The organism is Paraburkholderia sp. J67 (genome assembly GCF_905220265.1).
GTDB lineage: Bacteria > Pseudomonadota > Gammaproteobacteria > Burkholderiales > Burkholderiaceae > Paraburkholderia.
In genome coordinates this window covers 88,669-111,250 of the sequence record NZ_CAJMZK010000002.1, presented here as the reverse complement: position 1 = coordinate 111,250, position 22,582 = coordinate 88,669, and the positions used below count along the sequence as shown (strand labels likewise).

The 22,582-nt window shown below is 65.1% G+C and carries 20 protein-coding genes; 12 read left to right on the top strand and 8 right to left on the bottom strand.

Annotated features, from left to right (window positions below):
* The first annotated feature begins 11 nt into the window (after positions 1–11).
* The 3 genes from glcF (at position 12) to proC (ending at position 3,007) form a co-directional block, all read left to right on the top strand.
* Positions 12–1,241, top strand: a complete 1,230-nt coding sequence (gene glcF, locus U5782_RS04515) for a glycolate oxidase subunit GlcF (protein WP_322042633.1) — start codon at positions 12–14, stop codon at positions 1,239–1,241.
* Positions 1,242–1,470: 229 nt separating this feature from the next.
* Positions 1,471–2,169: a YggS family pyridoxal phosphate-dependent enzyme gene (locus U5782_RS04510; protein ID WP_322043066.1), complete on the top strand. Its 699-nt coding sequence runs from the start codon at positions 1,471–1,473 to the stop codon at positions 2,167–2,169.
* A 22-nt stretch (positions 2,170–2,191) separates the two neighbouring features.
* Complete coding sequence (gene proC / locus U5782_RS04505) at positions 2,192–3,007, top strand: pyrroline-5-carboxylate reductase (protein WP_322042632.1); 816 nt, start codon at positions 2,192–2,194, stop codon at positions 3,005–3,007.
* Positions 3,008–3,096: 89 nt separating this feature from the next.
* Here proC and ubiA read toward each other — a convergent pair whose 3' ends face one another.
* From ubiA to recG, 6 genes are all read right to left on the bottom strand, one after another.
* On the bottom strand, positions 3,097–3,960 hold the full coding sequence (ubiA, locus tag U5782_RS04500; protein WP_322042631.1) for a 4-hydroxybenzoate octaprenyltransferase: 864 nt from the start codon (positions 3,958–3,960) through the stop codon (positions 3,097–3,099).
* Positions 3,961–4,104: 144 nt separating this feature from the next.
* On the bottom strand, positions 4,105–4,593 hold the full coding sequence (locus U5782_RS04495) for a Dps family protein (protein WP_322042630.1): 489 nt from the start codon (positions 4,591–4,593) through the stop codon (positions 4,105–4,107).
* A 172-nt stretch (positions 4,594–4,765) separates the two neighbouring features.
* A complete protein-coding gene (locus tag U5782_RS04490) occupies positions 4,766–4,942 on the bottom strand; it encodes a hypothetical protein (RefSeq protein WP_322042629.1) in 177 nt (58 codons plus the stop codon).
* Between the two features lie 140 nt (positions 4,943–5,082).
* Complete coding sequence (locus U5782_RS04485) at positions 5,083–6,531, bottom strand: catalase (protein WP_322042628.1); 1,449 nt, start codon at positions 6,529–6,531, stop codon at positions 5,083–5,085.
* A gap of 376 nt (positions 6,532–6,907) precedes the next feature.
* The gene (locus tag U5782_RS04480) at positions 6,908–7,867 is read right to left on the bottom strand and encodes a hydrogen peroxide-inducible genes activator (protein WP_322042627.1); all 960 of its coding nucleotides are present in this window, start codon (positions 7,865–7,867) and stop codon (positions 6,908–6,910) included.
* 183 nt (positions 7,868–8,050) lie between these two features.
* Positions 8,051–10,309 carry an ATP-dependent DNA helicase RecG gene (gene recG / locus U5782_RS04475; protein ID WP_415914249.1) on the bottom strand — a complete coding sequence of 753 codons (2,259 nt, stop codon included), beginning with the start codon at positions 10,307–10,309 and terminating at the stop codon, positions 8,051–8,053.
* A 264-nt stretch (positions 10,310–10,573) separates the two neighbouring features.
* On the opposite strand from recG, the gene queA reads away from it, so the two are divergent.
* From queA to secF, 5 genes are all read left to right on the top strand, one after another.
* Complete coding sequence (gene queA, locus U5782_RS04470; RefSeq protein WP_322042625.1) at positions 10,574–11,635, top strand: tRNA preQ1(34) S-adenosylmethionine ribosyltransferase-isomerase QueA; 1,062 nt, start codon at positions 10,574–10,576, stop codon at positions 11,633–11,635.
* 99 nt (positions 11,636–11,734) lie between these two features.
* Complete coding sequence (gene tgt, locus U5782_RS04465; RefSeq protein ID WP_322042624.1) at positions 11,735–12,934, top strand: tRNA guanosine(34) transglycosylase Tgt; 1,200 nt, start codon at positions 11,735–11,737, stop codon at positions 12,932–12,934.
* A gap of 294 nt (positions 12,935–13,228) precedes the next feature.
* Positions 13,229–13,558 carry a preprotein translocase subunit YajC gene (yajC, locus tag U5782_RS04460; RefSeq protein WP_205981393.1) on the top strand — a complete coding sequence of 110 codons (330 nt, stop codon included), beginning with the start codon at positions 13,229–13,231 and terminating at the stop codon, positions 13,556–13,558.
* 167 nt (positions 13,559–13,725) lie between these two features.
* Entirely contained in the window at positions 13,726–15,774 is a 2,049-nt protein-coding gene (gene secD, locus U5782_RS04455; RefSeq protein ID WP_322042623.1) for a protein translocase subunit SecD, read from the top strand.
* A 15-nt stretch (positions 15,775–15,789) separates the two neighbouring features.
* On the top strand, positions 15,790–16,740 hold the full coding sequence (gene secF / locus U5782_RS04450) for a protein translocase subunit SecF (RefSeq protein WP_322042622.1): 951 nt from the start codon (positions 15,790–15,792) through the stop codon (positions 16,738–16,740).
* Between the two features lie 71 nt (positions 16,741–16,811).
* On the opposite strand, the gene U5782_RS04445 is transcribed toward secF, so the two are convergent.
* Together U5782_RS04445 and U5782_RS04440 are read right to left on the bottom strand one after the other, a co-directional pair.
* The gene (locus U5782_RS04445) at positions 16,812–17,387 is read right to left on the bottom strand and encodes a YceI family protein (protein WP_322042621.1); all 576 of its coding nucleotides are present in this window, start codon (positions 17,385–17,387) and stop codon (positions 16,812–16,814) included.
* Positions 17,388–17,489: 102 nt separating this feature from the next.
* Complete coding sequence (locus tag U5782_RS04440) at positions 17,490–18,116, bottom strand: YceI family protein (RefSeq protein WP_322042620.1); 627 nt, start codon at positions 18,114–18,116, stop codon at positions 17,490–17,492.
* Positions 18,117–18,551: 435 nt separating this feature from the next.
* On the opposite strand from U5782_RS04440, the gene U5782_RS04435 reads away from it, so the two are divergent.
* Genes U5782_RS04435 through U5782_RS04420 form a run of 4 tightly spaced genes read left to right on the top strand, consistent with a single transcriptional unit; the run spans position 18,552 to position 22,431 of the window.
* On the top strand, positions 18,552–19,346 hold the full coding sequence (locus U5782_RS04435; protein ID WP_322042619.1) for a paraquat-inducible protein A: 795 nt from the start codon (positions 18,552–18,554) through the stop codon (positions 19,344–19,346).
* A 37-nt stretch (positions 19,347–19,383) separates the two neighbouring features.
* Positions 19,384–20,058 (top strand): paraquat-inducible protein A, encoded by a 675-nt coding sequence (locus tag U5782_RS04430; protein WP_322042618.1) that lies wholly within the window; start codon positions 19,384–19,386, stop codon positions 20,056–20,058.
* Entirely contained in the window at positions 20,051–21,700 is a 1,650-nt protein-coding gene (locus U5782_RS04425; protein ID WP_322042617.1) for an intermembrane transport protein PqiB, read from the top strand. The genes U5782_RS04430 and U5782_RS04425 overlap by 8 nt, the downstream gene beginning before the upstream one ends.
* On the top strand, positions 21,697–22,431 hold the full coding sequence (locus U5782_RS04420; protein WP_322042616.1) for a PqiC family protein: 735 nt from the start codon (positions 21,697–21,699) through the stop codon (positions 22,429–22,431). The genes U5782_RS04425 and U5782_RS04420 overlap by 4 nt, the downstream gene beginning before the upstream one ends.
* Positions 22,432–22,582: the final 151 nt, after the last annotated feature.

Below are 22,582 nucleotides of genomic sequence, written 5' to 3'. Positions count from 1 at the left end.
TTCACGCGGCGATGCAGACGAACCTCGCGGACTTCATTCGCAACACTCCCGACGGCGACGAAGCCGACGCGATCCTGCGCAAATGCGTGCATTGCGGCTTTTGCACCGCGACCTGCCCGACTTACCAGTTGCTTGGCGACGAACTCGACGGGCCGCGCGGGCGCATTTATCTTATGAAACAGATGGTGGAAGGCGCGCCCGTGACAAAGAGCACGCTCACGCATCTGGATCGCTGCCTCACCTGCCGCAGTTGCGAGACCACGTGTCCTTCCGGCGTGCAGTACGGCCGCCTCGTGGAAATCGGCCGCAAGCACGCCGAGCAAATGGTGCCGCGCCCGTTGCGCCAGCGCCTCCTGCGCGGCTTCCTCGCGGGCTTCCTGCCGCGCCGCATGCTGTTCTCGCCGACCATGCGCATCGCGCAGCAGGTGCGCGTGCTGCTGCCGCGCCGCTTGCGCGACAAGGTGCCGGTGCGCCAGCGCCCGCTCGCCTGGCCCACGGCGAAGCACCCGCGCAAGATGCTGATGCTCGCTGGCTGCGTGCAGCCTTCGATGATGCCGAACATCAATACGGCCACGGCGCGCGTGCTCGACGCGCTCGGCATCGAAACGCTCGTCGCGCCGCAGGCGGGCTGCTGCGGGGCAATCCGCCTGCACATGGGCTATGCCGACGACGCGCTCGCCGACGTGCGCGCCAACATCGACGCCTGGTGGCCATACGTCGAGCAAGGCGCCGAAGCCATCGTGATGAACGCTTCGGGCTGTGGCGCGACGGTCAAGGAATACGCCCACCTGATGCGCAACGACCCGGCCTATGCCAGGAAGGCCCAGCGCATTACCGCGCTGACGCGCGATCTCTCCGAAATCCTGCCTGCATTCGAGGAACCGTTGCGGGCCGCTACGCGCCGTCGCGGCATCCATACCGTGGCGTATCACCCGCCGTGCACGTTGCAGCACGGGCAGCAACTGCGCGGCGGCGTGGAGAAAGTGCTGGGCGCGCTGGGTCTGGACGTGCGCCTGCCTGCCGACAGCCATCTGTGTTGCGGGTCCGCCGGCACTTATTCGATCACGCAGCCGCGCCTGTCCTACACGCTGCGCAACCAGAAGGTCGAGCGGCTCAAGGCGCTGGAGCCGCAACTGATCGTCTCGGCGAACATCGGCTGCATTGCGCATCTGCAAAGCGGCACGGTGCTGCCGGTCACACACTGGATCGAGCTGGTGGAGCATATGCTGGCGGCGAACTGATGACGGTGAATGGCGCGTGGATCGCGGCTGGACTCCCAGCGTATCGATTCGCCGCTAGCGCCAACAGTCGGCCATTCGGCATAGGACTTTTGGCGGATGCCGGGCGCCTCGCGCAGTCCGTATAATTGCCCTCGTTCGTTTTTTAGTGCGCCTAAACCCATGTGCGCGGCCGCGGGCAGGACAACGCAAAGTCACGCAACGTCACGCAACGCGACCGGCCAGAATGCCGATGACCGATCTCGCCTACCACCTCGAAGCCGTCCGCCAGCGTATCGCCAGCGCCGCCCGCAATGCAGGCCGCGCGCCGGAGTCCGTCGCGCTGCTCGCGGTCTCGAAGACCTTTCCAGCCGACGACGTGCGCGCCGCACACGCGGCAGGCCAGCGCGCGTTCGGCGAGAACTACGTGCAGGAAGCGGTGGACAAGATCGACACGCTCGCGGACCTGCGCGCGCATCTCGAATGGCATTTCATCGGGCCGCTGCAATCGAACAAGACACGCCCCGTGGCGGAGCGTTTCGACTGGGTGCATTCGGTCGACCGCCTGAAAATCGCGCAACGCCTGTCCGAACAGCGCCCGGCCGGCATGGCGCCGCTCAATCTCTGCCTGCAAGTGAACGTGAGCGGCGAAGATTCCAAGAGCGGCGTGGCACCCGAGGAAGCCGCGCAGATCGCCCATGCGATCGCCGCGCTCCCCAATGTGCGCCTGCGCGGACTGATGTCGATTCCCGAACCGGCGCAAACGCTCGACGCACAACGCGCGCCGCACCGCCAGCTGCGCGAACTGTTCGACGCACTGCGCGCCGACGGTCTGGCACTCGACACGCTCTCGATGGGCATGTCGGCGGATCTCGAAGCGGCCGTGCTCGAAGGCGCGACCCTCGTGCGCATCGGCACCGCGATTTTCGGCGCCCGCGATTACTCTCACTGATTCACTGACGCACTCCAACACCATGAAAATTGCCTTCATCGGCGGCGGCAACATGGCCGCTGCACTCATCGGCGGCCTCATCCGCAAGGGCGTGCCTGCCGCGAATCTGTACGCGATCGATCCGAACGAAGATGCCCGCAAGCGCACCGCCGACCAGTTCGGCGTGAACACGGGCGCGGGTGCGGACATCGCGCTCGCCGCGTACGACGCGGTGCTGATCGCCGTCAAGCCGCAGATCGCCAAGGCCGTCGCGGAAGGCCTCGCGCCGCACCTGGCCGCGCATCAGGTCGTCATCAGCATCATGGCCGGCATCCGCATCGAGGATCTGTCGCGCTGGCTGGGTGGCCACGCACGCGTCGTACGCACGATGCCCAACACGCCCGCGCTGATCGGCATGGGCGCGACGGGGCTGGTAGCGAGCGGCGGCGTGGATGCCGCGGGACGCGAACTCGCATCGAACGTGCTGGGCGCGGTCGGTCAGACGGTCTGGTTCGACGACGAAGGCAAGATCGACGCCGTAACGGCGATCTCGGGCAGCGGTCCGGCCTACGTGTTCTATTTCATCGAAGCGCTCGAAGAAGCCGCGCGTCAGCTCGGCATGGACGAGCAACAGGGCCGCGCGCTCGCCATCGCCACCTTCACGGGTGCGGCGCAACTGGCGCTGCAATCGGACGAGCCGCCCGCGGTGCTGCGCGAGCGCGTGACGTCCAAGGGCGGCACGACGGCGGCGGCGCTCGCCTCGTTCGACGCTTCGGGCATCAAGGACGCGATCGTGCGCGGCGCGCTTGCGGCCGACGCGCGTGCGAAGGAAATGGGCGCGGAGTTCGGCGCGCAATAAGCCGATAAACCTCGACGAATGTCCGGTTTGCGTGCATGAAAAAAGCGCCCCTCGGGGCGCTTTTTTATTGTCTGTCGCAGGCTCGAAGCTCACATACCCGACGCAGCGTAATGCGCGGCGATACCGACGAAAAGCGCACCGCCCAGCCAGTTGTTATGGCGGAACGCGGCGAAGCACGGCATGCGCTCGCGGTCCTTGATAAGCGTGTAGTGATAGATCGCACAGCCCACCGCCACCGCCCAGCCGAGCCAGTAAAGCACGCCGAACTGCTGCGTGACCCCCACCCAGACATAGACGCCCAGCGTGACGGCGTAGCAGATCATGATCGCGAGCACGTCGAAGCGGCCAAACGTGAGCGCCGAAGTGCGAATGCCGATCTTGATGTCGTCGTCGCGATCGACCATCGCGTACTCGGTGTCGTAGGCCACCGACCAGAACACGTTGGCGGCCAGCATGATCCACGCGAGCATCGGCACGTGGTCCTGAATAGCGGCAAACGCCATCGGAATGCCGAAGCCGAACGCGATGCCCAGATACGCCTGCGGAATCGCGAAGAAGCGCTTGGTGAACGGGTACGACGCCGCCACGAACAGCGCCACCACCGAAAGCTGTTTGGTGAGCGCATTCAGCGGCAGGATCAGCAGGAACGAGACGATGGCGAGGCCGGCGGCGATCGCCACCGCTTCCCAGGCGCGAATGCGCCCCGAGGTGATGGGACGCTCGGCCGTGCGTTTGACGTGACGGTCGAAGTCGCGATCCGCGTAGTCATTGATCGCGCAGCCCGCCGAGCGCATCAGCACCGTGCCGAGCGTGAAGATCACCAGCAGCGAGAGCGAGGGATGGCCGTTCGAGGCGATCCAGAGCGCGTTGAGCGTCGGCCACAGCAGCAGCAGGCTGCCGATCGGCTTGTCCATGCGGACGAGCCGCAGATAGAGCGGAAGTCGGGCGAACATAGGGGGCGGATGAAGCGGAAGACGCGATGGCGCTATTGTAGGCCAGGCTCGCGACAGGCCGCCGCCATCCTCGCCTGCGCCCTAAAACAAAAACCCGCTGGACCAGCCAGCGGGTTTTGCGTTGGATCGGCAATCCGAGCGCGCTCAGGCCAGCATCGAGCGCAGCATCCACGCCGTCTTTTCATGCATCTGCAAGCGCTGCGTGAGCAGGTCGGCGGTCGGTTCGTCGTTGGCGGCTTCGGTCGCCGGGAAGATCGCGCGCGCGGTGCGCACCACGGCTTCCTGGCCTTCCACCAGTTGGCGGATCATCTCTTCTGCCGGCGGCACGCCTTCGGCTTCCGGAATCGACGAGAGCTTCGCGAAATCGCGGTAGCTGCCCGGCGCGTGCACGCCCAGCGCGCGGATACGCTCGGCAATGGCGTCCACCGCCAGCGCCAGTTCGTTGTACTGCGTCTCGAACATCAGATGGAGCGTGTTGAACATCGGCCCCGTCACGTTCCAGTGAAAGTTGTGCGTCTTCAGATAAAGCGTGTACGTGTCCGCGAGCAGGCGCGAGAGACCGTCTGCGATCTTCTTGCGATCCTTGTCGCTGATGCCGATATTCACGTGCTGCACAGCCGGTTTTTTAGCCATGACGACTCCTTTTGTAGCGGTGTGAGACTACCCATCCGAGACGATGCGAGCTGCTCGATCGGGCGTCAGTTTATCTGATAAACGCCGGACGACCGGGTCATCCGGCCCCACAGTCCGACAGGCTGAAGCAGCGGGCGTTCCCGCCTGCGCCATCCGGCCGCGCGTGGGCGGCTCAATGGGCTATGAGATGCGCCATCGCTTGCGAGGCGATCGCCACCAGGCTGCTCGTCACGATCGCGAAACCCACGACGCGACGCACGAACTGGGTGCCTTCCGCGCGCGTGCGCGCCATCGTCGCGCCGCGGCCCGCGCCCACGGCCTTGAGTGTCATCGTCATCGTTCTGGTCATGATCGTGCTCCTTGTGCTCTCTATGCTGCTTTCGTTGCCTGAGTTGTCGATTGGGTAAGTGGTGCGGCGAGGCGCTTGTGGCACCTCGCCGCGGCTCCCTGGTTGTGCCTGGGCTTTTTACCGTTACTGCTGCTGCGGCGTTACTTTTGCGCTTGCGCGAGCGTCGCCATCGCCGCGATCACACCTTCGGCGTAGGCCGGATCGGCACGGCGGAAGTGCTCGATCTGGCGCTGCACGATCTCCGACGGCACGCCCGCGATATGCCCCGCGATGTTCGCGAAGAGACGCTCGCGCTGGCCGGCATCGAACAGACGGAACAACGCGCCCGGCTGGCTGTAGTAATCGTCGTCCTCGCGGTGATCGTAGTGATCGACCGCACCTGCCGCGAGCGCAGGCTCGCCCGCCTGCGGGCGCTGGGCGAAGTCGCCGAAGCGGCTCGGCTCGTAGTTCACGGTGCCGCCCAGATTGCCGTCGGTGCGCATCGCGCCGTCACGATGGAACGAGTGGACCGGACAGCGCGGCGCATTCACCGGAATCTGGTGATGGTTGATGCCGAGGCGATAGCGCTGCGTATCGCCGTACGAGAACAACCGCCCCTGCAACAGCCGATCCGGCGAGAAGCCGATACCCGGCACCACATTCGCGGGCGAGAACGCTGCCTGCTCGACCTCGGCGAAATAGTTCTGCGGGTTGCGGTTCAACTCGATCGTGCCCACGTCGATCAACGGGTAATCCTTGTGCGGCCAGACCTTCGTAATGTCGAACGGGTTGTACGGCACTTTTGCGGCGTCGGCCTCGGGCATCACCTGAACGCGGAAATGCCACTTCGGGAAGTTGCCCTGCTCGATCGAATCGAACAGATCGCGCTGCGCCGATTCGCGGTCCTGAGCAATCACTTGCGCCGCTTCTGCATCGGTATAGTTCTCCACGCCCTGCGCCGACTTGAAGTGGAACTTCACGTAGAAGCGCTCGTTGTTCGCGTTGATGAACGAGAACGTGTGCGAACCAAAGCCGTGCTGCTGACGATAGTTCTTCGGAATGCCGCGATCGCTCATGAGGATCGTCACCTGATGGAGCGATTCCGGATGGCGCGACCAGAAGTCCCACGCGGCCACGTTGCTGCGCATGTTGGTGCGCGGATCGCGTTTTTGCGTGTGGATGAAGTCCGGAAACTTGAGCGGATCGCGGATAAAGAACACCGGCGTGTTGTTGCCGACGACGTCCCAGTTGCCCTCTTCCGTATAGAACTTGATCGAGAAGCCGCGCACATCGCGCTCGGCATCGGCCGCACCGCGCTCGCCTGCCACGGTCGAAAAGCGCATGAAGAGCGGCGTTTCCTTGCCGACTTCGCCAAAGACCTGAGCCTTCGTGAAACGCGAAATATCGTGCGTGACCTTGAGCGTGCCGAACGCGCCCGAACCCTTGGCGTGCACGCGGCGCTCGGGAATCACTTCGCGGTCGAAGTGCGCGAGCTTTTCGAGGAGCCACACGTCTTGCAGCATGACGGGACCGCGCGGACCGGCGGTAAGCGAATTCTGGTTATCGACGACGGGTGCGCCTGCTGCCGAGGTGAGGGTACGGTCGGTCATCCTGGACTCCTGGGTTCTGTATGGATCTGCGAGGGGTGCGGTGCGTGGGCGCGCTTAGGCGGACAACGCGCGATCGACGAGCAGCGCGAACGCGACGCTGCGCAGGCTCGACGACAACGTCGATTGAGTCGCGGCGGCGGGCTGGGCGTGTGTGTTTTGCATCGCTTCCTCTCGTTGATCGTGGTGCTGATCGGTGGGTGTCGGTTGAGGAAGACTTTATCAATTGCTATCGAAGATCGTAATTTGATTTATTTAATCTATCTAATAGGCGAAGCTTATTAGGGCCGCAATATGGGAGAGAGATAGGGAGCAGGAAGCGGACGAACGCCGCATCGGAAAGACAAAGCGCCGCGCGAGAAGCGCGGCGCTGCAAGCATCAAGCCGCCTCGGCGGGCGCCTCGATCTTCTTCACGCCCGGCAGGTCGCAGGCGTGGATGGCGTCGACGATCGCCTCGATCGCCGGCATGCGCGTGAAGCTCTTGCGCCACGCCAGCACCACGCGGCGGTCGGGCACCGGCTCGTCGAACGGCACATAGGAGAGCAGGCCCGAATCGACGCCGCCCGCGTGCGGCTTCACCTCGGTCACCGACATGCGCGGCAGCACCGTGATGCCGACGCCGCTCGCCACCATATGACGGATGGTTTCCAGCGACGAACCTTCGAAGGTCTTCTGGATGCCGTCGGCGTTCTGCGAGAAGCGCATCAGTTCCGGGCACACGCCCAGCACGTGATCGCGGAAGCAATGGCCGCTACCGAGCAGCAGCATGGTTTCCTGCTTGAGATCGTCCGGGTCGATCTTGGCGCGCTCTTCCCAGGCATGGCCCGAGGGCAGCGCCACGACGAACGGTTCGTCGTAGAGCGGACGCAGCGTGAGGCCGGTTTCCGGGAACGGCAGCGCCATGATCGCGACGTCGATCTCGCCCTGCTTGAGCAGTTCGATGAGCTTGAGCGTGTAGTTCTCCTGCAGCATCAGCGGCATCTGCGGGACGCGTTTGATCATCTGCTTGACGAGCGTGGGCAGCAGGTACGGCCCGATCGTGTAGATCACGCCCAGGCGCAGCGGCCCGACCAGCGGATCCTTGCCCTGCTTGGCGATTTCCTTGATTGCGAGCGTCTGCTCGAGCACGCGCTGCGCCTGCGTGACGATCTGCTCGCCGATGGGCGTCACGCTCACTTCGCTCGTGCCGCGCTCGAAAATCTGCACGTTCAGTTCGTCTTCGAGTTTCTTGATGGCCACCGACAGCGTCGGCTGGCTCACGAAGCAGGCTTCGGCAGCCCGTCCGAAGTGGCGCTCGCGGGCAACCGCAACGATGTATTTCAATTCAGTGAGCGTCATTTCATTGGGGACCAATCAGAAAGGGTGAATCAATAGTTTGTACTTATACACCTATGGCGGAGATTCGCCAATAATCAACGCCCCTATGCGGGGCGCGATCATGAACTGGGTCAGACGGCGTGGCGGCGTACAGGTTCCGCGCGAGTTGCAACCAGCGGCGCAATAGATTGTTGATGCGCTGACCTACGCCTTCAGATACTGCTCGCGCGCCCCGAGCCAGCGGTTCAGGTGCTGCGTGACGACGAGCGGATATTCGTGCAGCAGGCGTTCGGCGGCTTCGCGCGCGGGCTCGATCAGCCAGGCGTCGTTTTCGAGGCTCGCGAAGCGCAGCATCGCCGCGCCCGACTGGCGCGCTCCCAGGAACTCGCCGGGACCGCGAATTTCGAGGTCGCGGCGCGCGATCTCGAAGCCATCGGTGGTCTCGCGCATCGTCTGCAAACGCTGACGTCCCGTGAGCGAGAGCGGCCCGGTGTAGAGCAGCAGGCACACCGACGCCGCCGTGCCGCGCCCCACTCGCCCGCGCAACTGGTGAAGCTGTGCGAGGCCGAAGCGCTCGGCGTGCTCGATCACCATCAGCGAGGCATTGGGCACGTCCACGCCCACTTCGATCACCGTGGTCGCCACCAGCAACTGCACTTCGTTGCGCGAGAACGCATCCATCACGGCGGCCTTATCCGCTGAAGCCAGCCGGCCATGCACGAGGCCCACCGACAGTTCTGGCAGCGCGGCCACCAGCGTTTCCCAGGTTTCCACCGCCGTTTGCAGTTGCAGCGTCTCGCTTTCCTCGATCAGCGGGCAGACCCAGTACACCTGGCGCCCCGTGAGCGCCGCCGCGCGCACCCGCGCGATCACTTCCTCGCGGCGCGCGTCGGAGACGAGCTTGGTGAGAATCGGCGTGCGGCCCGGCGGCAGTTCGTCGATGGTGGAGACTTCGAGGTCCGCGTAGTAGGTCATCGCGAGTGTGCGCGGGATCGGCGTCGCGGTCATCATCAACTGATGCGGCTGGAACTCGCGATGCGCCTCGTCCGGCGATCTCGCGTTCTGCGCCTTGGCGCGCAACGCGAGGCGCTGCTCGACGCCGAAACGATGCTGCTCGTCGACGATCACGAGGCCGAGGCGCGCGAATTCCACGGCGTCCTGAATGATGGCGTGCGTGCCGATCACGAGCTGCGCCGTGCCGAGCGCGGCCGCTTCAATTGCGGCGCGCTTTTCCTTCGCCTTCAGGCTGCCCGAGAGCCACGCCACCTGCACGCCGAGCGGTTCGAGCCAGCCGCGCAGCTTGCGCGCGTGCTGTTCCGCGAGGATTTCGGTGGGCGCCATGAGCGCGGCCTGATAACCGGCGTCGATCGCCTGCGCGGCCGCCAGTGCGGCCACGACGGTCTTGCCCGCGCCCACATCGCCTTGCAGCAGACGTTGCATCGGATGCGGCTTTTCGAGGTCCTGCGCGATCTCGCCCACCACGCGCTCCTGCGCATTGGTGAGCTTGAACGGCAACGCTTCGCGCAGCCGCGCGAGCAGTGTCTCCTCGCTCTTGCGGCCCGCGACATGACGCGCCATTGCGGGCGCGGCGCGCGTGCGGCGCTCCTCGTGCGCACGCTTGAGCGAAAGCTGTTGGGCGAGCAGTTCGTCGAACTTGATGCGCGTCCAGGCGGGGTGCGTGCCGTCGATGAGTTCGTGTTCGTCGGCGTCGATGGGTGGATGGTGCAGCGTCTTCACCGCGCTCATCAACGGCGGCAGATTGAGCGGGTCCATGAACTCGCGCGCGACCGGCTCCGGCAGCAGCTCCGGCAGATGCGCGCGCGACAGCGCGTTGTCGATGGCCTTGCGCAGATACGCCTGGCTCACGCCCGCCGTCGACGGATAGACCGGCGTGAGCGCCTGCGGCAGTGGCGCGTCGCCTTCGACGACCTTCACGGCCGGATGCACCATCTCCATGCCGAAAAACCCGCCCCGCACGTCGCCGCGCACGCGCAGACGCTTGCCCACCGCCATCTGCGTGACCTGCGAGCCGTAGAAGTTCAGAAAGCGCAGATGGAGTTCGTCGCCGTTGTGATCGCGCAGTTTCACGACCAGTTGACGTCGCGGGCGATAGGCGACTTCGTTGTCGAACACCACGCCTTCGGTCTGTTCGACGCCGCCCGGCAGCAACTCGCCGATGGGCGTGAGCGTGGTTTCGTCCTCGTAGCGCATCGGCAGATGCAGCACGAGGTCGATATCGCTTTTCAGGCCGAGCTTGGCCAGGCGGTCAGCGGTTTTGGTGAGCTTGGGTTTGTCGTTCGCTCCCGCTTTTTCTGCGGATTTCGCGGCGGTTTTCTTCGGCGCGGCACGCTTGCGCGGCGCGCTTGCGTCCGGCGTCTCGTCGCGTGCGCCGTCGCGCACCTCGTCGTCGGAGGCGCTCGCGGAATCGGGTTCGGACATCATTCGGCTAACGGACGAGGGCATGAGCAGCTTCGCAAGTACAATATCGGCTTTCCGGTAAGGCTCGGCGCATAGCCACAACCGCCTGCAATCGCAGGCCGCGTCGCTGCGCGTCCCCGCAATCATAGCGTTTCAACGCGCGCGGGCCGACAACGAGGCGCTTTTTGGGGCGCGAGCGCGCGGGTTGGCTCCCGCGCAGCGCGCCTGATTGTCGTCGCGCCTCCCTTACCGCCGCGCGCCGCCAGGTCGGCGCCTCACTGTTTCCGCCTCATTGCTTCATCAGGCCGTATGTTCAAGCTTTCCGATTTCGATTTCGATCTTCCCGAAGCGCTGATCGCGCAAACCGCTCTGCCCGAGCGCAGCGCGAGCCGGCTGCTGGAAGTCGACAACACGGTTCAGCCCGCGCGGCTGACCGACCGCACGTTCGCGGATCTGCCCGGCTGCATCGCGCCGGGCGATCTGCTCGTGTTCAACGATACCAAGGTCCTGAAGGCGCGCTTCTTCGGCCAGAAGGCCAGTGGCGGCAAGATCGAGGTGCTCGTCGAGCGCCTGACGGGCGCGCGCACGGCGCTCGCGCAGATTCGCGCGAGCAAGAGCCCCGGCCCCGGCACGGTGCTGCGTCTGGCCGACGCGTTCGAAGTCACCGTGGGCGAGCGCGTCGACCAGTTCTACACGCTGCATTTCCCCGACGACTGCCTCACGCTGATCGAGCAGTTCGGCCGCCTGCCGTTGCCGCCCTACATCACGCACGACGCCGATGCGAACGACGAAACGCGCTACCAGACCGTGTTCGCGCAGAACCCGGGCGCGGTCGCGGCGCCCACGGCCGGCCTGCACTTCGACGACGCCCTGCTCGCGAAGCTCGACGCGATGGGCGTCGAGCGCGCCACGCTCACGCTGCATGTGGGCGCGGGCACGTTCCAGCCGGTGCGCGTCGAGAACATCGCCGAGCACAAGATGCACAGCGAGTGGTATCAACTGCCGCAGTCTCTGGTCGACAAGATCGCCGCCACGCGTGCACGCGGTGGGCGCGTGATCGCCGTGGGCACGACTTCGATGCGCGCGCTCGAAGCCGCCGCGCGCGACGCCGCGAACGAGAACCGTCCGCTCGCGGCCACCCAGGCGGAAACCGATATTTTCATCACGCCGGGCTATACGTTCCGCGTGGTCGACCGGCTGGTCACGAACTTCCACTTGCCGAAGTCGACGCTGCTGATGCTGGTGTCGGCGTTCGCGGGCATCGAGACGATTCGCGCGGCCTACAAGCATGCGATCGAAGAGCGCTATCGCTTCTTCAGCTACGGCGACGCCATGCTGCTGACGAAAACCGCCGACGCGCTCAAGGCTTAAGCCCCTTACATTTTCAATGCCGCCGCGCGACGCAAATCCGCGCGGCGGCGTTTCACCATCTGCGCCGGACTGTTTTCCGGTAGCACAGGAGTCAATCGCATGACCGACGGTCAGCAAAACAACGCACGCGCCGAACATGGCGCTTATCTCGGCGAGCGCCCGCAAAACGGCCTCAAGTTCGAACTGCTCGGCACCGACGGGCTCGCCCGTCGCGGGCGCGTCACGCTCAATCACGGCGTGGTCGAAACGCCGATCTTCATGCCCGTGGGCACCTACGGCACCGTGAAGGCCACCCAGCCGCGCGAGCTGGAGGAAATGAAGGCGCAGATCATCCTCGGCAACACGTTCCACCTCTGGCTGCGCCCGGGACTGGAGACGATCGAGGCGCACGGCGGCCTGCACCGCTTCATGGGCTGGAACCGGCCGATTCTCACGGATTCGGGCGGCTTCCAGGTGTTCTCGCTCGGCGATCTGCGCAAGATCTCGGAAGACGGCGTGCGCTTCGCCTCGCCCGTGAACGGCGACAAGCTGTTCCTCTCGCCCGAAGTGTCGATGCAGATCCAGAAGGTGCTGAACTCGGACATCGTCATGCAGTTCGACGAATGCACGCCCTATGAGAGCAAGGGCGTCCCGACCACGCACAAGGAAGCCGCCGACTCCATGCGCATGTCGATGCGCTGGGCGCAGCGCTCGATCGACGAATTCAACCGCCTCGGCAATCCGAACGCGCTGTTCGGCATCGTCCAGGGCGGCATGTTCGAGGATCTGCGCGACGAATCGCTCGCCGGTCTGTCGCAGATGCCGTTCCACGGCTATGCGATCGGCGGGTTGTCGGTGGGCGAGCCGAAGGAAGACATGATGCGCGTGCTCGAACACATCGCGCCGAAGCTGCCGGCCGACAAGCCGCACTACCTGATGGGCGTGGGCACGCCGGAAGATCTGGTGGCGGGCGTAGCCGCGGGCGTGGACATGTTCGACTGCGTGATGCCCACACGCAATGCGCGCAACGGCTGGATTTTCACGCGCTTTGGCGACATCAAGATCCGCAACGCCACGCACAAGAACTCGCTGCGCCCGCTCGACGAGCAGTGCGGCTGCTACACCTGCCGCAACTTCACGCGCGGCTATCTGCATCACCTGCACCGCGTGGGCGAAATCCTCGGCGCGCAGCTCAACACCATCCACAATCTGCACTACTACCTGGAGTTGATGAGCGACATCCGCCAGGCGATCGAGACGAAGACCTTCACGGCCTTCCGTCAGCGTTTCGCCGAAAACCGCGCGCGCGGCGTGGATTGAGCGAACAAAGTGTGACGCGCGGGTGCGCGTCGGCAAGCTTTAGAACGTTTCCGATAGCGCCCCGCGCCAAAACCCGCCACACTTTACAATTACCTTTCGCGACGTCGGACCGCCAGACCCAGGGGACCGTCCAGACCTGCGCCGCCCACCCCGCGCAAGCGGGCAAAGCGGCTAACAGCTTGATCGGCAAGCCTATTTGGCGCCATCGTCGCGTTAGTTGCCGGTGGTAGAATAACCGGCTCGCTTTTTGATCGTATCTTTGATCGTACAGATCGTATAAACGGAGAGACCAACGTGTCGTTCATTTCCAATGCCTTCGCCCAAGGCTCCGCAGCTGGCGGCGCAGAATCGAGCCTGATGAGCTTCCTGCCGCTGATTCTGATGTTCGCCGTGCTGTACTTCATCATGATTCGTCCGCAGATGAAGCGCCAGAAGGAACACCGCAACATGCTCGCCGCCATGGCCAAGGGCGACGAAGTCATCATCAGCGGCGGTATCGTCGGCAAGGTCACCAAGGTTAGCGAAGCCTACGTTGGCGTCGAAATCTCCGACAGCACGGAAGTCACCGTGCAGAAGTCGTCGGTCACGACCATCCTGCCGAAGGGCACGATCAAGTCGCTGTAAGCGCGAGACGATCCATCACTTCAGGCCGCATCTAACCATGCAGCCTTGCGCGTCCGGCCCGGCCCCCTGATTGCACCCTGAGGCATCCCGCACAGGAAGGCACCAAGGCCTCGCCGGACGCGTTCGCATCGAGAGATGGCAACTCCCCTCCCCCGTTGGGCCAACCAATGAACCGTTATCCCCTCTGGAAATATGTCGTGATGGTCGTGGCGCTTGCCATCGGCCTCGTGTACACATTGCCCAATTTCTTCGGCGAAGCGCCCGCGGTCCAGGTGTCTAGCGGTAAAGCGACCGTGAAGCTCGACTCCGGCACGCTCGCCCAGGTCGAATCCGCAGTCGCCGCCGCCAACATCAAGGCAGACGACGTCACCTTCGACAACTCGTCGATGAACGCGAATATCCGCGTGCGTGTGGCCGACACCGACACCCAGCTGCGACTCAAGGACGCGCTGAACCACGCGCTGAACGCCGACCCGACCGATCCGCAATACATCGTCGCGCTGAACCTGCAGAGCGCCTCGCCGCGCTGGCTGACGGCACTGCACGCGCTGCCGATGTACCTCGGTCTGGACCTGCGCGGCGGCGTGCACTTCCTGCTCCAGGTGGACATGAATGGCGCGCTCAACAAGAAGCTCGACTCCGACGCTTCGGACGCCCGCTCGCTCCTGCGCGACAAGAACATCCGCGACGGCGGCGTGAACCGCGTCGGCCAGACGGTGGTGATCAATTTCGCCGACCCGGCTGTCGCCGACGCCGCACGCCAGACGCTCTCGGGCACGCGCGGCATCAGCGAACTCGTGTGGGCCACGCAGAACAATCCTGAAGGCGGCGTGCAACTGGTGGGCTCGTTCACGCCGGCGGTCAAGAAAGCCGTGCAGGACGCCGCGCTCAAGCAGAACATCCAGACGCTGCACAACCGCGTGAACGAACTGGGCGTGTCCGAGCCCGTGATCCAGCAGCAAGGCGACGACCGCATCGTGGTCGAACTGCCGGGCGTGCAGGACACCGCGAAGGCCAAGGACATCATCGGCCGCACGGCGACGCTCGAAGCGCGCCTCGCCGACCCGAACGGCCTGCACCCGAGCCCGGGCGACCCGGTGCCGCCGGGCGACGAGCTCTTCACGCAAGGCAACGCCGCACCGGTGCTGCTGCGCAAGCAGGTGATCTTCACCGGCGACCGCATCATCGACGCGTCGGCGGGCTTTGACGAACACCAGCGTCCGTCGGTCAACATCCGTCTCGACTCGGCGGGTGGCCGCGCGGTCGCGCAGGTCTCGCGCGACAACATCGGCAAGCCGATGGCGATGGTGCTGTTCGAGAAGGGCAAGGGCGAAGTGCTGACGGTGGCGACCATCCAGTCGGAACTGGGCGACCGCTTCCAGATCACGGGCCAGCCCACGCCGCAGGCCGCAACCGACCTCGCGCTGCTGCTGCGCGCCGGTTCGCTCGCAGCGCCCATGGACATCATCGAAGAACGCACGGTCGGACCGAGCCTCGGTGCGGACAACATCCGCAAGGGCTTCGACTCGGTGGTATTCGGCTTTGCCGCGATCGCCGTGTTCATGGTCTGCTACTACATGCTGTTCGGCGTGATCTCGATGATCGGTCTCTCGGTCAACCTGCTGCTGCTGGTGGCCGTGCTCTCGCTGATGCAGGCCACGCTGACGCTGCCGGGTATCGCCGCTATCGCGCTCGCGCTCGGTATGGCGATCGACGCGAACGTGCTGATCAACGAGCGCGTGCGTGAAGAACTGCGCAACGGCGCGCCGCCGCAACTGGCGATCCAGAACGGCTACGCGCACGCCTGGGCGACGATTCTCGACTCGAACGTGACCACGCTGATCGCCGGTCTCGCGCTGCTCGCCTTCGGCTCCGGCCCGGTGCGCGGCTTCGCGATCGTGCACTGTATCGGCATCCTGACCTCGATGTTCTCGGCCGTGTTCTTCTCGCGCGGTCTCGTGAACCTCTGGTACGGCGGCAAGAAGAAGCTCAAGTCGCTGGCGGTCGGTCAGGTCTGGCGTCCGGAACCGGAAACGGCAGGCGCGCCCGCGCTGGGCACCGACGATGCGGACACCGATACGGGCCGCGCGCTCGCTGCGAACGCCGTGAAGCGTCAGGCCGCGAAGGCCGGCGCCAAGGGTGCCGCGCGCGCGAAGCCGACGGTGCGCCGCCGGAACGACCCCAACAGCCCCGACAACACCGGTTCGTCCCGCTGATACGGAGACTAGAAAATGGAATTTTTCCGCATCCGCAAGGACATCCCGTTCATGAAGCACGCGTTGATCTTCAACGCGATCTCCTTCATTACGTTTATCGCGGCGGTGTTCTTCCTGTTCCACCGCGGCCTGCACCTGTCGATCGAGTTCACGGGCGGCACGGTCATCGAAGTGCAGTACCCGCAGGCGGTGCCGCTCGAACCCGTGCGTGATTCGCTCACGAAGATCGGTTACGGCGACGCCCAGGTGCAGAACTTCGGCACCTCGCGCGACGTGCTGATCCGCCTGCCGATCAAGAAGGACCTGTCGTCGGCGCAGCAGAGCGACCAGGTGATGAGCACGCTCAAGGCGGCCGAACCCCAGGTTCAGTTGCAGCGCGTGGAGTTCGTCGGCCCGCAGGTCGGCAAGGAACTCGCCACCGACGGGCTGCTCGCGCTGGCCTGCGTGGTGGCCGGCATCATCATCTATCTGTCGTTCCGCTTCGAGTGGAAATACGCCGTGGCCGGCGTGATCGCCAACCTGCACGACGTGGTGATCATTCTCGGCTTCTTCGCGTTCTTCCAGTGGGAGTTCTCGCTCTCCGTGCTCGCCGCGGTGCTGGCAGTGCTCGGCTATTCGGTCAACGAATCCGTGGTTATCTTCGACCGGATTCGCGAGACCTTCCGGCGCGAGCGCAAGATGAGCGTGACGGAAGTCATCAACCACGCGATCACGAGCACGATGTCGCGAACCATCATCACCCACGGCTGTACGGAAATGATGGTGCTGTCGATGTTCTTCTTCGGCGGCCCGACGTTGCACTACTTCGCACTGGCGCTGACCGTGGGTATTCTGTTCGGTATCTACTCGTCGGTGTTCGTGGCGGCTTCCCTCTCGATGTGGCTCGGCGTGAAGCGCGAGGACCTCATCAAGGACAAGAAGGAATCGCACGATCCGAACGACCCGAACGCAGGCGCCCAGGTTTAAACGCGCCTACGAATGAAAAAAGCCGGCTTGCGAGCCGGCTTTTTTTCGTCCTTCAGTTCTGGCAACCGGGCTTACTGCTTGATGCCTTCGGCCTGGATATGCAGCGTCGTCTTCATGCTGAAGCCGTATTTCTTGCCCATGTCCATGCCGAAGTCGTCGCGATCGAACTCGGCTTCGGCCTCCACGCCGCAGACCTCGCGCTTGAGCATCGGGTGCTGCATGCACTTGAACGACTCGATCTCGAGCTTCAGCGGCTTCGTCACGCCATGCAGCGTGAGCGTGCCGATCACCTCCTTCGGCTTGTCGCCATCGAAGACGATCTGCGTGCCCTTGTAGGTGGCTGTCGGATACTTCGTGACGTCGAAGAACTCGTCGCTTTGCAGATGTTTGTCGAGCTGCGCGTTGCCGGTCTGGACCGACGCCGGGTCGATACTCACGTCGACCGTACCCGTCTTCGCGGCACGGTCGAGCGTGACCGTGCCCGTGGTCTTCGTGAACTTGCCGCGCCAGACCGACAAGCCGCCCAGGTGGTCGGCCTCGAAACTCGGGAAGGTATGGCCCGGGTCGAGCTGATAGGTGTCGGCGGCCTGCGCCAGCGACGGAGTGAGCGACACGGCCAACGACACCGCGGCGGCCCCGGCGGTCATTGCGACTCTCAACACGAACTTGTTCAAGTACGCCTCCTTGCTTCGCTACGTGGTAGTGGGTGAAGAAACAGCGGTGACAAACACATCGCGCCGCCTCGCTCGCTAGCGGCGCGCGACGACAACGTGAAACTTGATCAGCACTTGGTCCGCGACCGTCGCGGTGTCCTTCCATTCGCCCGTGCCAATGCCGAACGCCAGTCGATGGATCGGCAGCGTGCCGTCGAAGGTCTGCGTCATACCTTGCTGCGTGAGCACGACGGGCACGGCAACGCGCTCCGTATGCCCCTTAATCGTCAGATTGCCGCTCACGCTGTACTGGTTCGGCCCGGTCGACGCGATCGAGGTCGAGACGAAGGTGGCCTGCGGCCAGGTCTTCGCGTCGAACCATTCGGGACCGCGCACCGAGTCGTTATAGGTCGAATCGCCGAGATCGTAGCTGCCGATGTCCACCGTCAGGCGCGCCGACCCCGCCGCGGGCTTCGCCGGATCGAAGTCGATACGCGCGTCGAACTTCGTGAAGCTGCCCTCCACCGCCACGTTCATTTGCCGCGATATCGCGACGACCGTGCTCTTGTCGGCGTCGAGCTGCGGCCCGGGCTGTCCGCCGGGTTGTCCCCCGGGTTGCGCGCATGCGCTGCCCGCACCCAGCAGCACGACGACCGTCAGCGCGGCCACGACGACACGCGAACCGTTGCGCTCGAAGCGCGCACGCCACCCTGATGCATCCATGTCCATCCCCGAGCCGGACGGTGAAATCCTCCGTTTGGCGCACCTGCCGCCCGCGCGGGTGCTCTGGAGGCGCGGCCGGCAAATCGGCCTCACACCCGCAAAGATAGCCGAACGGCCAGCAATGGGCGCGACTGCAAACATCTGGAGATACGCGCCGCGCGGATTTGCGTCAGCGCAGACTGGCTGCCGGGCTCGATGACGCGGGTGCGGCAAACGTGGCACACTCCACGCCCGTCGAGCAGCACAGGCCGGCAGCCGGGGCGCCCGGGCGGGCGCGCGGCTTGCTGGAACCGCCGCGCCCTGTACCCGACGAAGCAAAAGCGCGCCGCCAGCCGCCTTTGGTAACATGGCCGGCAAGGCTAGCGCCGCTTTGCTCTGCAGACGCGCGCCGCCGCTGCTCGTCCCCGTTCACGTCGATTTACGTCATCTGCCCACATGGCCCAGGACAATTTGATCGCGTGTCACGAATGCGACGCGCTGTACCGCAAGCCCCGCCTGCTCGGACGACAGTCCGCGCGTTGCTCGCGCTGCGGCGGCACGCTCTATCAGAGCAGTTCGGCGCAACTCGACCGCATCTGCGCGATGACCGTCGCTGCGCTCGTCACCTTCATCATCGCCCAGTCGTTTCCTATCATCGAGCTCGACGCCAATGGCATCCATTCGGAGTCGAGCCTGTTCGGCGCGCTCGTGGTGCTGTGGCACGAGGACATGGCGATCGTCGCGGTGATGGTCTTCTGCGCAACCACCCTTTTTCCGCTCACCGAGATGGTGGCGCTGCTCTACGTGCTCTTGCCCATCCGGCGCGGCTTCATTCCGCCAGGCTTCAATCAGGTGCTCCGCGCGATCCAGTTCGTGCGACCCTGGGGCATGCTCGAAGTCTTCATGCTGGGCGTACTCATCACGATCGTGAAGATGGTGAGCCTCGCGCGCGTGATCCCCGAGACGGCGTTGTTCGCATTCGCCGCGCTCACGCTGATGTTCACCGTGGTCGTGACGTTCGACTCGCGCACGCTCTGGGATATCGCCGACGCGCTGCGCGAAGGCGCGCGCCAGGCCCGTCGCCCGGGCCATGGCGGCGCGCCCGGATCGAGCCAACCGCACGGTCCCGATGTCGATCCGGAAGGCTTGCTCGATCCGGGCGTGCCGCCGACGCTGGGAGAACCCGAGATCCGCGATCCGTCCGCGCCGAAGCCGGGCGATCCGGACACGCCGGGCTGGACGCCGCGATGAAGTACTTGCCGAAAACCCCGCGTACCGAGGCATCCCGATGAAATACGTCACCGCCACCGACGCCGGCCTCATTTCCTGCCACGCCTGCGGCCATCTCCAGCCGCGCGCACGCGCGACGGCACGCCAGAGCGCACACCAGCGCTGTGCGCGCTGCGACTCGCCGCTGCATCTGCGCCACCCCGACAGCCTCGCGCGCACCTGGGCGCTGCTGATCGCGGCGGCGCTGCTCTACATCCCGGCGAACCTGCTCCCGGTCATGCACACGGCCTCGCTCGTCGGCGACGAAGACGACACCATCATGAGCGGCGTCGTCTACTTCTGGACCTCCGGCGACGCCCCGCTCGCGGTGATCGTGTTCATCGCCAGTATTCTCGTCCCCATGCTCAAGCTCACCGTCATCGCGCTGCTCTGCATCACCTCGCAGCGCCGCTCGACATGGCGGCCAGTGGAGCGCACCAAGCTCTTCCGGCTGGTCGAATTCATCGGCCGCTGGTCGATGCTGGACATCTTCGTTGTCACGCTGACCGTGGCGCTGGTACGCTTCCAGTCGCTTGCGGTGATTACGGCGGGGCCAGGCGCCATCGCGTTCGGCTCGGTTGTGATCCTGACGATGATGGCCTCGATGCAATTCGACCCGCGCCTCATCTGGGATCCGGTGGACGAAGACAAACAGCAACCCACGCAACACTCTCAGGATCGCCCTCATGAATAGTCCGAAAGGACCGAATCCGCCTTCAGGTGGCGCCAACAGCGGCGGCTCGCTTCCGCCCGACCTGCCCGAACCGGACATCGTCAAGCCCAAACGCTGGCTCCCCTCGCTCGTCTGGATCGTGCCGCTCGTCGCGGCGCTGATCGGCATCGGGCTCGTGGTGAAGTCGGTCGCCATGCGCGGCCCCACCATCACGATCAGCTTCATGACCGCCGAAGGGCTCGAGCCCGGCAAGACCAAGGTCAAGTACAAGGACGTCGATATCGGGTCGGTGCGCGCCATCAAGCTCTCGCCGAACCTCTCGCGCGTGCTCGTGACCGTCGAGCTCACCAAGGACGCCGAAAACTTCGCCAAGAAGGACAGCCGCTTCTGGGTGGTGCGTCCGCGCGTGGGTGCAAGCGGCGTCTCGGGTCTCGGCACGCTGCTCTCGGGCTCGTACATCGGCGCCGACGCCGGCCGCTCGGAAGAAACCGCCAGCGACTTCACCGGGCTGGAAACGCCGCCCGCCGTGACCATCGACGAGAAAGGCCATCGCTACACGCTGCATAGCGAAAACCTCGGCTCCATCGACATCGGCACGCCGATCTTCTATCGCCGCGTCCAGGTGGGCCAGGTGACGGGCTACTCGCTCGACAAGGACGGCACGGGCGTGACCGCGCAGGTATTCGTGAGCGCGCCCTACGACCAGTACGTGGGCACCAACACGCGCTGGTGGCACGCAAGCGGCGTGAACGTGCAGCTCGATTCGAGCGGCATCAAGATCAACACGCAGTCGCTCGCCACCGTCGTGGTGGGCGGCCTCGCCTTCCAGGCGCCGCCCGGCCGTGCGATGGGCCCGCAAGCGCCCGACAACGCCTCCTTCACGCTCGCGACCGACGAAAGCGAAGCGATGCGCGAGCCGGACGGCGCGCCGACACGCGTGGTGATGTACTTCAACCAGTCGCTGCGCGGCCTTTCTGTGGGCGCAACGGTGGACTTCCGCGGCATCGTGCTCGGCCAGGTCACCGACATCGGCATCGAGTACGACCCGAAGGAGCACAACTTCACCATGCCTGTGACGATGGACCTCTATCCGCTGCGACTGTCACGCCGCATTCGGGGCGAGGCGCCGGCGCCGCACACGCCGCAAAGCCAGGAGCTGATCAAGCGCCTCGTCGCACGCGGGCTGCGCGGCCAGTTGCGCACGGGCAACCTGATCACGGGCCAGCTCTATATCGCGCTTGACGTGTTCCCGAAGGCCGGCCCCGCGAAGGTCGATCTCGACCACGATCCGGTGGAACTGCCGACCGTGCCGAACTCGCTCGAGGAACTGCAACAGCAGGTCGCCGACATCACCAAGAAGCTCAATCAGATTCCGTTCGACAAGATCGGCAACAATCTGAACGACTCGCTCAAGAACGCGAACCAGCTGTTCGGCAAGGTCAACGACGAACTGCTGCCGCAGTTGCACGGCACGCTCGACGAAGCGCAGAAGACCTTCAGCGCCGCGCAGTCCACGCTGCAGCAGGATTCGCCGCTGCAGTCGGATGTGCATCAGGCCATGCAGGAACTCACGCGTACGCTGCAATCCCTCAACTCGCTCACGGATTACCTGGAGCGCCATCCCGAATCGCTGCTGCGCGGCAAATCAGGAGACAAGCCATGACGTTTCGCCGGCTCCCCCTGGGGATTCCCGCCGCCTTTGCGCTGCTCGCCTCGGCGCTCGCCCTCGCGGGCTGCGCCTCGCCGGGCAGTCGCTTCTACACGCTGAGCCCGACCGACGACGCGGCACGCACGGCCCCGGCCGCCACCGCGAACAACCCGGCGTGGCTCATCGAGCTCGCGCCGGTGGATGTGCCGCCGCAGGTCGCGAAGGCGCAACTCGTCGTGCAGACCGACGCCACGCAAGTGAAAGTGCTGGAGCAGGAGCGCTGGGCGTCGATGCCCGGCGACGAAATCCGCCGCGCACTCTCGGGCGACCTCACGCAGCAGTTGAACACCATCGACGTCTACGGCTCGCCGCATGCCGAAGGCGTGCCCGTGTATCGCGTGAGCGTGAACGTGCAGCGCTTCGAATCGTGGCCGGGTTCGCATGCGCTCATCGACGCCGTCTGGAGCGTGCGTGCGCTCGACTCGCAAACCGTCCTGACCTGCCGCAACGTGATCAACGAGCCCGTGGGCGAGGGCTATGACGCGCTCGTGGTCGGTCATCGACGTGCTGTGGCCGATCTCTCGCAGGCGATTTCGAGCGGCGTGCGGGCGCTCGCCGCCGCGCCGCAGGTGAGCGCACCGGCAACGACCAAGGGCGGCACGAAGTCCGTCGTGCGGATGAAGCCCGTTAGCAGCGTGACCTGCCCGCAGCTCATGCCTGCTGCTCCTGCTGCCTCGGCAGGCTGACGCTCAAAGCGCTCAGTCGACACGCCCTGGCGTTTCGATCTGAAGTCCGACGCGGCGCGCCATGCGCCGCGTCCCTTTCTCTCTCCTCCTTCTACTCACGCTAGCGCAAGTCCTGGCCCAATTCGAACGGCCCAAAGCGCATGCCCCGCGA